Annotated in this window: 9 protein-coding genes; 6 read left to right on the plus strand and 3 right to left on the minus strand. The window is 66.4% G+C overall.

All coding sequences use genetic code 11. The annotated features are described in order from the left end of the window. Positions 1-30 precede the first annotated feature (30 nt). Positions 31-1527 carry an MFS transporter gene (locus ACQ4WP_RS15625; protein WP_436522127.1) on the minus strand — a complete coding sequence of 499 codons (1497 nt, stop codon included), beginning with the start codon at positions 1525-1527 and terminating at the stop codon, positions 31-33. Positions 1528-1590: 63 nt separating this feature from the next. Between ACQ4WP_RS15625 and ACQ4WP_RS15630 the strand changes: the two genes are divergently transcribed. Beyond that, positions 1591-2487, plus strand: a complete 897-nt coding sequence (locus ACQ4WP_RS15630; RefSeq protein ID WP_436522129.1) for a LysR family transcriptional regulator — start codon at positions 1591-1593, stop codon at positions 2485-2487. An 8-nt stretch (positions 2488-2495) separates the two neighbouring features. Here ACQ4WP_RS15630 and ACQ4WP_RS15635 read toward each other — a convergent pair whose 3' ends face one another. Then, positions 2496-3065 carry a helix-turn-helix domain-containing protein gene (locus tag ACQ4WP_RS15635; RefSeq protein WP_436522131.1) on the minus strand — a complete coding sequence of 190 codons (570 nt, stop codon included), beginning with the start codon at positions 3063-3065 and terminating at the stop codon, positions 2496-2498. A gap of 91 nt (positions 3066-3156) precedes the next feature. Between ACQ4WP_RS15635 and ACQ4WP_RS15640 the strand changes: the two genes are divergently transcribed. Then, positions 3157-3687, plus strand: coding sequence for a GNAT family N-acetyltransferase (locus ACQ4WP_RS15640; RefSeq protein WP_436522133.1), 531 nt, complete (start codon positions 3157-3159; stop codon positions 3685-3687). Between the two features lie 13 nt (positions 3688-3700). Here ACQ4WP_RS15640 and ACQ4WP_RS15645 read toward each other — a convergent pair whose 3' ends face one another. Then, positions 3701-4891: a low temperature requirement protein A gene (locus ACQ4WP_RS15645; protein ID WP_436522135.1), complete on the minus strand. Its 1191-nt coding sequence runs from the start codon at positions 4889-4891 to the stop codon at positions 3701-3703. A 168-nt stretch (positions 4892-5059) separates the two neighbouring features. Between ACQ4WP_RS15645 and ACQ4WP_RS15650 the strand changes: the two genes are divergently transcribed. From ACQ4WP_RS15650 to ACQ4WP_RS15665, 4 genes are all read left to right on the plus strand, one after another. After that, complete coding sequence (locus ACQ4WP_RS15650) at positions 5060-5518, plus strand: hypothetical protein (RefSeq protein WP_436522137.1); 459 nt, start codon at positions 5060-5062, stop codon at positions 5516-5518. A 459-nt stretch (positions 5519-5977) separates the two neighbouring features. After that, positions 5978-6355, plus strand: a complete 378-nt coding sequence (locus ACQ4WP_RS15655; protein ID WP_436522139.1) for a hypothetical protein — start codon at positions 5978-5980, stop codon at positions 6353-6355. Between the two features lie 182 nt (positions 6356-6537). Then, on the plus strand, positions 6538-10203 hold the full coding sequence (locus ACQ4WP_RS15660) for a hypothetical protein (RefSeq protein WP_436522141.1): 3666 nt from the start codon (positions 6538-6540) through the stop codon (positions 10201-10203). After that, entirely contained in the window at positions 10200-11699 is a 1500-nt protein-coding gene (locus ACQ4WP_RS15665; protein WP_436522143.1) for an endonuclease/exonuclease/phosphatase family protein, read from the plus strand. Before ACQ4WP_RS15660 ends, ACQ4WP_RS15665 begins: the two co-directional genes overlap by 4 nt. Positions 11700-11750: the final 51 nt, after the last annotated feature.

The raw sequence follows: 11750 nt of genomic DNA on the forward strand, positions 1-11750 counted from the left end.
GAGGCCGTGTACTTAAATATTGCTGAACAGTTACACTTTTTCCAGCGGCCTTGCCAACACGAACACCAGCGCCGCCACCACGGCCGCCAGTCCGCCAGCCAGGTAGAGCACGCTGGCAAAGCCGTCGATGAAGGCGTGCCGGGCCGCTTCCTGCGCCACGGCCTGCATGGCGGGCGGCAGCTGGCCGAAGGCCTCGGCCGCATTGCCGGCGACGATGCGCCCTATCATCTCGGGCGACGCCTTCAAGCCATGCAGCCACGCCAGCTTGTCGAACGAGGCCGCCGTGCGTATGGCCAGCACGGCGCCCAGCGCGCCCACGGCCAGCACGATGCCGACAAAGCGCGTGGTGGTGCTGATGCCGGAACCCATGCCCGTGCGCTCGCGGGGAATGCAGGCGAGGATGGCCTTTTGCGTGGTGCCGTTCAGCAAGCCCGCGCCCGCGCCCGTGACGAGCATGCCGGCCGCCACCAGCCCATACTGCAAACTGGCGGCGGCCAGCGCCGTGGCGACGTTGCCCACGGCAACAATCAGCAGCCCCGTCACCAGGATGCCGCGGTCATCCAGCCAGCGCATGGCGCGTGGCGCCAGCCGGGAAAACACCACCATGGCGACGGCAAACGGCAGCATGGCGCAGCCGGCCAGCACGGCGGAAAAGCCGAAGGCATTCTGCAGGTACAGCGGTAAAAAGGTCATCATCACTTGCGCGGCGATGGCGTAGCCGAACATGCCGAGCACGGCGCCGACGAACACGCGCCGGCCAAACAGGGACAAGTCGACCATCGGCGCGCGCTGGCGCCGTTCCACCAGCACAAACACCAGCAGCAGCGCCGCGCCCGCCAGGAAGCGCAGCAGGGTGGCGTGGCTGGCCCAGCCTGCCACGCTGGCGTCGATCAAGCCCCAGATGATGCAGAACAGGCCGGCGGAAAACAGCGCCGCACCCAGCGGGTCGAAGCTGGCGTTCGAGGCATCCTTCGATTCTTCCACATGCTTGCCTACCAGCCACATCAATATGGCGACGACGGGCAAGTTCAGATAGAAAATCCAGCGCCAGTTGATGGCGCTCGTGATCAGGCCGCCCAGCAGCGGCGCCACCGTCATGGCCACGCCCATGGCTGCGCCCCACACGGACCAGGCGCGTGCCCTCTCCTTTTCTGCATGAAACGTGTGGCCGATGACGGCCAGCGCGGAAGTGAGCAGCAGCGCGGCACCGAGTCCCTTGATGGCGCGCGCCACGTTGAGCACGAACGGCGTCCACGCCAGGCCGCACAGCAGGGAGGCCAGCGCGAAGACGGCGAGGCCATACAGCATCACCCTGCGCCGTCCCAGTCGGTCGGCGATTCTGCCGGCCGGCAGCAAAAACGAGGCGAACGCCAGCATGTAGGCGCTGACCACCCATTCCACGTCGATGAAGCTGGCGTTGAGCGAGCGGACGATCGATGGCAGGGAGACGGCCACTACGTTGGTGTCGAGCATGATCAGCGCGCACACGCCCGAGCACGTATATAAAGTCCAGTTGGTATTCTTCATGCCTCGATTGTAAGCAGGCTGGTATTATTTCCTGTTATAAGATGATCGCCTTATAATTCACTCATGGTGAATATAGTCAAAGACATGGAACTGCGGCACTTCCGCTGCGTGCTGGCCGTGGCGCACAGCCTGCACTTCGCGCAGGCGGCCGCCGAGCTGGGCATTTCGCCGCCCGCGCTGACCAAGCAGGTACAGGAAACGGAACAGCTGCTGGGCACGCGTTTGTTCCAGCGCAGCAAGCGCGCCGTGGCCCTGACGGCCGCCGGCGAGCTGTTCGTGCTGGAAGCGGCGCGTGCGCTGGAGCAACTGGCGCAGGCACAGGAAGTGGCGCGGCGCGCGGGTCGGGGCGAGCTGGGACGGCTGGAAATCGGCTATGTGGCCTCCGCCGCGTATTCCGGCGTGCTGCAAGAACAGTTTGCCCGCTTTCGCGCCAGCCACCCCGGCATTCATATCAGTGCACGCGAACAGGCGATGGATGCCCTGCCCGACTTGCTGGACCAGGGCCGGGTGGACCTGGCGTTCGTGCGCCCGCCCCTGCACTTGCCGGATGGCATAGCCAGCGTGGTCTTGCTGCGTGACCGCTTCGTGCTGGCCGTGCAAGCCGACAGCGCCCTGGCCCGGGTTGACGTGGCGGGGCCGGCCGCGCTGGCGCAGCAGGCGTTCATCGTGCCGGAACAGGAACTGGGGACACTGGAAGTAAGCCGGCGCGGCGGCTTTGCGGCGCAGGTGGTGTCGCGCCCGGGCAGCCTGGTGGCCGTGCTGACGGAAGTGTCGCTGGGCGTGGGCTGCGCCATCGTGCCCCACTCCGTGATGGCCAGCGTGCAATTGCCCGGCGTGTGCTTCCGCGAGCTGGAAGCGCCGCAGATCAGCTCGGAAATCGCCGTGGCCTTCCGCCGCCACGAGCAGGCGCCCGCCGCGCGCGCCTTCATTGCCCAGTTGCGGGCCGCAGCCCTGGTGTAACCTGGCCGTCAGGCGCGTTTCAACACGGCCACGGCGTAGGTGCAAGCGGTGGCCGTTTCATTCCTGAACACGCAGTCGGCCGGCGGCCCCAGCTCCAGGCAGTCGCCTTCGTCCAGCACGTGGCGGGTATCGCCTTCGATGAAGACGAGGCTGCCGCTGAGCGACCATATCAGCTGTCGCCGCGCCACATAGGCTGCGGCTGGCATGGCCACCACGGCGCCCGGCGGCAAGCTGATATGTACGAGGTCGAGCGGCATGTCGGACGCTGGCGACACGTGCCGCCGCACATAACCGCTCTGCGGGTCGATCCACACGGGCTGTTCAGTCTTGCGCAACAAACGCCCTGCGCGCATCTCGGCGCGGGCGATCAGTTCGGACATGCTCAGACCGAAGGCGCCCGACAGCCGCGCCAGCAAGGTGGCCGTGGGGCTGCAATCGCCCCGCTCCACCTTGTGCACCATCGCGCGCGACACGCCCGAACGGGCCGCCAGCTGCGTCAGCGACCAGCCCAGGCTTTCCCGCTCGAGGCGCACCCTGGCGCCGATGCGCTGGTTCAATTCGTCTGGCTTAGTGGACATTTATTGGCTTCCATTCGGATTTTATTGGACAAGTGGCGGGCGGCAATCTATGATTTGTCCATTATAGTAGACGAATAGCCAGGAGATCAACATGCAGATACGCGATGCCCGGATGGGCGACATCGAAGGAATTACGGCCATCTACAACGATGCCGTCAGCAACACCCTGGCTATCTGGAATGAACGCACGGTCGATGCGGCCAACCGCGCCGCCTGGCTGGCCGACCGCGAGCGGGCCGGCTATCCGGTGCTGGTCGCCATCGATGCAGGGCAGAATGTGGCCGGCTACGCCTCGTTTGGCGACTGGCGCCCGTTCGAGGGCTTCCGCCATACGGTCGAGCATTCCGTGTATGTGCGCGCGGACAGTCGCGGCGCCGGCGTCGGCAAGGCCTTGATGGGGGAGCTGATCGCGCGCGCCCGCGGTCTGGGCAAGCACGTGATGGTGGCGGGCATCGAAGCGGGCAATGCCGGTTCGATCGCCCTGCACAAGCAGCTGGGCTTCAAGGAAGTGGGCTTGATGCGGCAGGTGGGCACCAAGTTCGGCGCCTGGCTGGACCTGGCGTTTTTGCAACTGCAGCTCGATACGCGCAGCGATCCGGACGGCATCACGCCGTCCAGTTAATCTCAAGCAAGCATCAGGGATCGATGTCCGGTGGCGGACGGCGCAGCGCCAGATGTTCCCACACGGCCACCAATACCAGTACGCAGCTGGTGATGCAGGCCAGGGTCAAGGGCGAATACAAGCGACCGTAGGCCATCGGGATCAGCGCCAGGATGATCAAGATGCCCAGCAGATGCGACAGCGGCGGCGTGGCGCGGTCGTTGCTGACCCATTTGAACAGCGCATTGCCCAGCAGATACAGAATCGGGCCGCCCAGCAAGGCGCTGATGCCGGCGAAGCTCGCTTCATCCGGATGCACGAGGGCCAGTTCATCGGCCACGGCGCTGACGATCACGCCGCCCACGATCAGCACGTGGATATACGTGTAAGCCTTGCGGGCGATACGGCCCGGGTCCTTCGAGTGGGCGATGCGGTGGTAACCCGCCTCGGCGCCCGTGTCAAAGTAGATCCACCACATGGCGATGCTGCCGGCCAGGGCCGACAGGAAACCCAGCCAGTTGGCGGGAGTCCATGCCAGCCCCGCGAAGGTGGCGCCCGTCACCAGCAGCGATTCACCGAGGGCGATGATGACGAACAGGCCGCAGCGTTCGGCCATGTGGCCGCCATCGACATCCCAGTCGGCGATCGTCGAACGGCCCAGGCCCGGCATGCCGAACTGCATCCATGGACCCGCCAGGTCGATCAGCAGGGCCGCGCCCCACCAGAAGATGCGTTGCTCGGGCGACGCGAGGCCGCCGGCGATCCAGAAGATGCCGGACAGCACGGCCCACAGGGCGATGCGCTGGAAATTGCGGCGCCGCGCCAGCGCTTCATGGCGCACGGCCCACCAGGCAAACAGGGGCCGGCCCACCTGCATGGCGACGTAGGCGAGCGCAAAGCCCAGGCCCCGCGTGCCGAACGCTTCCGGTATCGAGGCCGACATGATCAGGCCGCCCAGCATCAGCGCAAACAGGCTGATGCGCACGGGAATGCGCTCGGGGTCGAGCCAGTTGGTGATCCACGACGTGAAGATCCACACCCACCAGACAGCCATCAGCAACAAGCCCGTCTGCAACCAGCCCATGGCGCTCAGGTGCGCCAGCAAGCCATGCGACAGCTGTGTCACGGCAAACACAAACACGAGGTCGAAGAACAGCTCGATCATGCCCACCTTGCCGCTGTCCTGCCCGCCGCGCGTGCGCAGCAGGGAGATGCGATTATTCATTTTTTTCCTTGCATAAATACCGGACCGGCGCCCGCGGCGGCGGCCAAAACGGCATGATGATAGCAGATGGGGATGGCGGCCATGGCGACGCGCTGCGGTCGGCATGCGTTTGCTCTTCCGGCCGAATTTCGCTACGATGGGCCGCATGCGCGGGATACCACCTCCACCATGTATCAGCTGAATTGGCGCGGCCCCTGGCTGGCTGCCGTGCTGCTGCTATCGCTCGGTGGCGACGCCCCGGCGCTGGCGCGCCAGTTGGCCGAACCGGCTCCCGCGTGCCGGGCGCCGCAAAGCATGGCGCTGACGGTCAACAGCGACGCCATCGCCACGGCCAGCAACGATATCAATGACAACACCCTGGTGGCGCTGCGCGCCAACGGCACCGCGTACTGGACGGTTTTATTGTCGACAGCGAATATCCTGCTGCAGCTGGGCGCCGACCGCGGCGATACCATCGTAACGTTCCAGAAAGGACTGACCCTGCGTTTCCAGGCGCTCGGTCCGCAGCAATATCAAATCCTCATCGATGGCCCCATCCTCGATGACGGCACGCAGTACACGCTGACTGGCAAGGTGGTAGCCGTTTTTGAACGCTGTCCGGTCCTGCCCGCGCAGGCCGCGCAATAAAGCCGCGCCTGCCATCTATTTAAGTCAATAAACCGTTTATATTCAATTGCCTTCCCTATCCGGCTTGCCTGCCGCCGCGAAAAATGGCCGGCGGCGCATTCCCGCGCCGCGTCCGGATGCCGCGCCATTCCTGCCTTTGCGACAATTCGAGAGAATCGCGAAAAAAAATAGGCATAGAATCGCTACTCGTGATGCGCAAGAGCCGGCATGGTTATATTTCGAATAGCCGAAAACCAGTTTTTGAATAAGTAAATAAAAATATATTAATCAATTCCGGATTGATTAATATCAAATGTCTTGTCTTTATTTGAAATTGCGTATTGTCCTGTCATATTTTTATGGCATGGTTGCAAAGCCGTTGCAATACCGTTTTCCACCGACTTACCCAACTGCCCCGGACCTGTTGGCCACGGGGCGCCCACCGCAAGTGCAGGCCGATATCACCTCATGGAGAATGTCATGTCTAACTTACCTCGCGTCGAAGTCACCAACCATACGCTGGCCGCCGGCCAAAGCGTCACCACCAACACCACACCGAACAGCATCGCGCTGTCCATAGCCAGCAGCGACAGCAACAACCAGACCGGCATCGCCTTCCAGTTCCAGGGCCGCACCACGTACTGGAATCCCAGCGTCAGCACCGGTTTCACCACGGCCAAGCTGGCAAGCGACACGGGCAATGGCGTCGTCACGTGGAAAGCCGGCCTGACGGTCTCCTACTCGCCGCAAAGCACGGGGCTGTATAACGTGCTGCTCTCCGGCGACATCGTCGACAGCGGCACAGTGTATGCCTACACGGGCTTCGTGCTGGCCACCTTTACCTCCAACTCGCAGTAAGCGGCGGTTCCGCGCCCGCCTGCGGACGGGCGCCCTGGATGGCCGCCCGCCACAGCATCCAGGCAGCCAGCCTGGCCATCCGACGCCCTTTCCGGGCCTACACGTTGTAAACGATTGCGATGCTGCGCGGCGCGCCATGCCGCCGCATCGCAGCCCGAGTCGCGTCTTGAGTGGAGGTTGTCATGGGTTTCAGCTTCGTCGCCACCGATCCCACCAGCAAGGTCAGCCTATATGAATCGCCGCCGCAGGCGGGCCATGCCTGGGCCGGCTACCTGCTGCCGCCCGTCGCGCCGCCGGCCACGCCCCCGGACAGCATCAGCTATGCCGACAGCCTGTCGCCGCAGCGCATGGGCAGCTACGTGTTTGCCAGCGCCCGTCCGGCGGCGCTGGACGCGGCGCCCGGCCCCTTCATCGCCGCCCTCGCCGCCTATATCGACCGGCAGTCGTCGGCGCCGGGACTGAACCTGAACGCCCTGCTGTGGCTGCGCGACGCCGATGCAGCGCCGGCCGATCCCTTCAAGAACTATGGCTGCAGCTACAGCTATAACCCGCTGACCAAGGGCTTTGCCACCAGCACCAATGTAAATTTCCTGCTGGGACAGGACCTGCTGTTCAACGTGCTGTCCGGCGTCGGCCTGTCCATCGACGCCGCCAGCGGCAGTCTGCGGCTGTCCGCGCCGCTGGCTACGCCGCCGGCGCTGGCCTTCCAGCGCAACGCCAGCGATATCGGCATACGCGTCACGGGCAGCGGCAACACGATCCGCACTTTCGTGCCGCTGGCGGGCGCGAATGCGGGCTGCCTGACGTTTACGGCTACCGTCAACCCTGCCGTCACCTTCGGCCCCGGCGGCCTGGCCGTCGGCTTCCCCCTGAGCGCGCGCGACACGGCCAGCGGCCAGCTGCAGCAGCTGTTCTACCCGGCGCTGAGCACGCCCGCCGCGCTGCCGGCCAACCTGGCCTGGGTCGGCACGGTCGACCCGCTCGATCCCTACAATCAGAAGCTGTCCGCCAAGGCCAGGCTGGAAGGCGTATTGCGCTGCGGCTTGCTGCCGGCCGGCCGGCCCGCCTTGCCGTCCACCTACCGCACGGCGCTGGGCCATGCGACGGCCTTGCTGCCGCTGGGCGCCGCCAGCGGGCAGCCGCCCGTGGTCGGCCTGCAGTCTGGCGCCCTGGCCTTTGGCTGCGCCGCGCGGTCCCCCTCTCAGCCCGCTACCAGCAAGGCCCTGCTGACGCCGGCCGGGCGCTTCGGCCTGAGCGCCAGCGGCCAGGCTGCCGGGACGCAAACAAACTTGTTATGCGGCATCTTCGGCTCGGAACAGCTGAGCATGACCACCTATGATGGCGCCGCGCCGGAGAACGACAGCCTGCTGTTCGTGCCCGCCTCGCCCGCCTACGCGTCCGTCTTCCCGTTCCAGGCCGCGACCCTGGACTTGCCCGATTCCGGTAACGTGGCCACGCCGCTGACGGCCGACTACCTCAGTTGCTGGGCCAGCGTGCTCAAGGGCGGCGCGGCCATGCCGCAATACCATGCGGAGCCGGCGGGCAGTCCCATGTACGGCCTGCCGCCGGCCGCCCGGGCGGCCGCCCTGCTGCGCGCCGTGGCCGCCGATACCGTGCTCGCCTCGACCCCGCCCGCGCTGCCCGTGCCGCAGGGCGCCGCGCACGCCTTTCCCCTGCTACCGTATGGCGGCGCCGTCAGCGGCCGCCCGCTGGATATCAGCGCCTCCCTGCTGTCGAGCTTTGAAAGCAGCATCGTGGCCGCCACGCGCAAGGCCGTCATTTCCAGCGGCGCCAGCGCCACCTGGCAGGCGCGCGCGGCCGCCAGCCGCCGCGTGCGCGGGCTGGCCGCCGGCGAGGCGGTGGCGGAAGCGCCGCACTACCGCACCACGCCGCAGGGAGCCGTCGCCACCGTGTCCAGCCAGGAGCAGGACCAGGACGCCTTCCTGTCGGTGACCCTGGGCCAGACCCTGGGCGGTGGCCAGGTCTTGCCGTTCGGTTTCCGCTTCCCGGACGCTACCTTGCAGGATGCCTTGCAGACCAACCAGCTGTTCCTGGTGGCCGTCAACGCGGCCCACCTGTCGGATGGCGGCGCGCGCTTCGACAATACCGTGGGCATCGCGGGCTGGACCATGCAAGCGCAGGTGGGCGTCGGCGTAACGCCCACGTCCTACCGCAACGTGATGCTGCTCAAGTATTGCAGCGGCAGTGTCAGGGAACGCGTCGCCAATCCGAATGCCTGGTCGGGCGCGCCCGATTTTTCGCTGGCCGCCGACGCCTGCCCCAGCGTCCAGGGCATCGCCTACACGGGGCTGTCGCAGTGGCTGCAGGATGTCATCGAAGCGGCCGAGGTGCTGGCGGCGGACAAGCCCGAATCGCCGTACCGACATTTCCTGGAACTGGTCAGCGATCCCGCCTGGACGGGCGTGCTGGTGCTGCAGGCGGACCTGGATCCGTCCAGTCTGCCGGCTGGCCTGCAGGGCATCGCGGCCGGCCTCGACCTGACGCGCTTTGTCGCCCACCATTTCGGCTTCACGGCCAGCCGCGTGACGGTGCATGGCGACGGCAGCATCACCCTCGACGGCAATTCCAGCACCTTCGGCCTGGTCGACTACCAGGACCCGGCCTTCGCCGCGGGCCAGCGCAACGGCTTGCCGCCCGATACGCCCATCGCCCTGCCCGACACCGACAACTATGCGTTCCGCGTGCTGCAATTGCAGGTGCTGTTCGACAATGCCGTCATCAAGACCTTCAAGAGCTACGTGCAGCTGGCCGTCAACGGCCTGCTCGGCTCGCGCGTGACGGCCACCACCTTCGGCGGCAATGCGATGCCGAACAACGGCGTGGTACTCGACGGCAGCTATATCGACCAGAATGGCACCGGCATCTACATCTTCGAGCAAGCCACGCCGTCGATATTCAGCCTCGACAGCAACCTGCTGCGCCACGTGGCTTTCCAGCGCATCCAGTTCAACTGCCTGGGCACCACCGACGCGGGCGCGACCGTGCTGAACCGTTTTTCCGTGTGGGGCACGCTGGACTTCGCCAGCCTGGACGACCGCACGGGCGCGGTGCTGGACCTGCTGTCGTTCGGCGCGCTGGCGCCGGACCTGCCGCCGGATGGCGAAGGCCTGGCCTTTTCCAACCTGGTGATCGACATGCGCTATCCGCAGACGACGCCGTCGGCCGTGCGCTTCGACGAGGTGACGGCCAACCTGGCCTACGATCTCGACGCCAGCCAGGCCAGGCCGGACAGCCTGTTCAAGGGCTTCGGCCTGGAACTGTCGGGCTTTATCGCCGCCGCCGACGGGCAAAAGCCGGCCGACTTCGGCTTCCTGCCCGTCAGCACGGCGCTGAACCTGGGCACGCTCGACGGGCCCTGGCACGGCGTCGTGTACGACGTCACCATGGGCGGGCCGGGCGCGCTCGTCTCGGCCGCCGGCTTCCATTCGACCCTGCTGCTGGCCTGGTCGCCCGCCAGCACCGCCGGCGACGACGAGCAAGCCGTCTTCGTCGGTCTCTCGCTGCCCGGCGCGGCACCGGGCGCCAGGCTGATCAGCCTGCAAGGCATCTTCAAGCTGGCCATCGACAATATCGGCCTGATGCGGCAAAAAGTGCCCGACGGCGACTCCTACTATTATTGCCTGCGGCTCGACAATATCGCCATCAAGTTCCTCGGCATTGCCAAGCTGCCACCCGACGCGAACATCCAGTTTTTCCTGTTTGGCGACCCGAAGAATACGGGCAGCCTGGGCTGGTATGCAGCGTACATCGCCGATGCGCCCGCCCGGCAGGCGCCGGAACTGGCCGCGCTGCCATTGCCTGCCATTTCATTGGGGAGCGCAGCATGACCAACGTCGTGTACTGGAATATCGAGAACTTCGGCATCAACAAGGTCAACAATCCCAGCCGCAAGCGGCCCCGCTATGGCGAAGGCGGCCGCTGCGGCGGTAACCTGCCGGCCGTGGCTGCGCTGCAGCGCCGCAACCACATCCTGACCATCCTGCGCGCAACGCAGCCCGATATTTTCGTCCTGATCGAGGTGTCGGCCAGCGCGGCCGGCGCCGGCGACCTGGCGCCCGGCACGGGCGGCCTGCAGGGCGCGATCTTCCTGCTGCAGCAGCTGCGCAACGACGCCACCGACCCCAACCGCGATGCCTGGCGCATGGTGCCGCCGCTGAAAGTGGGCACGGGCGGGCGCACGGAATCGGTCGCCGTGCTGTACCGCGGCATATCGGGCACGGCTGGCACGCCCACGGAAGTGCGGCGCTATTTCACGGGGCCGAACGTGTGGACGGGCGGCGGCGTGTCGGCTGTGGCGGCCGGCGCCGTGCCCGCCGCCTACCCGGCCGGGGGCGCCGGCGCGCCCAACATCCAGGATTTGCTCAACCCGCAAGGCCAGCCGGCGCGCACCATCCCGGCCGGCGCGCAGTACAACGGCGGCCTGGCCGAGGGCATGGCGGCGGCGCGCATCGCCTTCGCGCCCGCGCCGGCGCCAGCCGTGCCGCCCGTCGCTGGCGGTCTGGTCAATTTCAACGGCTTGCGCCAGCCCTTCATGGTCAGTTTCGTGGAAACCAACCAGGCCAACGTCATCACGCGCAACCTGACCCTGTTTGCCGTGCATGCGCCGCCCAACCACGGCGGCGCCACCAATTTCATCAATATCCTGCTGCGCGGCGTGCTCGACGTGGCGGCGGCGCCTGCCGCCGCGCCGCACAATGAAATCAAGCTGATCTGCGGCGACTTCAACCTGAACGCCATCTACGCGCAGCCGCCCGGGGCGGGCGGGCGCACCACGGCCTACGACCAGTTGCGCGCGATCAACTACATGCCGCTGCTGAACCCGCCGCTTGCCATGCCGGTGGCACCGAACCTGACGCTGGACGCGTATCAGGGCTACCTGGCCACGCATATCCGCCCCAAGCGCACCAAGCAGCAGTTGACGCAGCAATCGCGCTTCCTGTGGTCCGACAATACGGCCGGCGGCGCGCTGCTGGCGGCGCCGTATCCGGGCTACAACTATATCGGCAGCGATATGGTGAGCAACTTTTTCTCGATCGACAATATGCTCGTCAACCCGCTGGCGCCGGCGAATAATTACCAGTTCACGGTGATGAATCCCGTGTCGGGCACGCCGTTCACGGGGGCGGGCGCCATGCCCCCTGGCGTGCCCATCGGCACGCGCCCGCTGCCCGCGCAATTTACGAACTTGCCTGCCGGCATGGCCTGGCCGCAATCGCCGGCGGCCGTGTATGCCGTAGGCGAGGCGCGCACGCTGAACGGCTGGGCCAATTACGGCTACCTGCGCAGCACCAGCGACCACCTGGCGCTGTTTGCCGTGCTGTAGACAGAGCGTCCGGGCGGGTGCGAGCGTCCGCCCTGGACATCATGACCGATT

The sequence above is a fragment of the Janthinobacterium lyxosi genome (assembly GCF_051380665.1).
GTDB lineage: Bacteria > Pseudomonadota > Gammaproteobacteria > Burkholderiales > Burkholderiaceae_D > Janthinobacterium.

Excerpts from the sequence above, each read along its gene's own strand:
- ACQ4WP_RS15625 (WP_436522127.1), bottom strand. The coding sequence starts at position 1,527 with ATGAAGAATACCAACTGGACTTTATATACGTGCTCGGGCGTGTGCGCG.
- ACQ4WP_RS15630 (WP_436522129.1), top strand. The coding sequence starts at position 1,591 with ATGGTGAATATAGTCAAAGACATGGAACTGCGGCACTTCCGCTGCGTG.
- ACQ4WP_RS15635 (WP_436522131.1), bottom strand. The coding sequence starts at position 3,065 with ATGTCCACTAAGCCAGACGAATTGAACCAGCGCATCGGCGCCAGGGTG.
- ACQ4WP_RS15640 (WP_436522133.1), top strand. The coding sequence starts at position 3,157 with ATGCAGATACGCGATGCCCGGATGGGCGACATCGAAGGAATTACGGCC.
- ACQ4WP_RS15645 (WP_436522135.1), bottom strand. The coding sequence starts at position 4,891 with ATGAATAATCGCATCTCCCTGCTGCGCACGCGCGGCGGGCAGGACAGC.
- ACQ4WP_RS15650 (WP_436522137.1), top strand. The coding sequence starts at position 5,060 with ATGTATCAGCTGAATTGGCGCGGCCCCTGGCTGGCTGCCGTGCTGCTG.
- ACQ4WP_RS15655 (WP_436522139.1), top strand. The coding sequence starts at position 5,978 with ATGTCTAACTTACCTCGCGTCGAAGTCACCAACCATACGCTGGCCGCC.
- ACQ4WP_RS15660 (WP_436522141.1), top strand. The coding sequence starts at position 6,538 with ATGGGTTTCAGCTTCGTCGCCACCGATCCCACCAGCAAGGTCAGCCTA.
- ACQ4WP_RS15665 (WP_436522143.1), top strand. The coding sequence starts at position 10,200 with ATGACCAACGTCGTGTACTGGAATATCGAGAACTTCGGCATCAACAAG.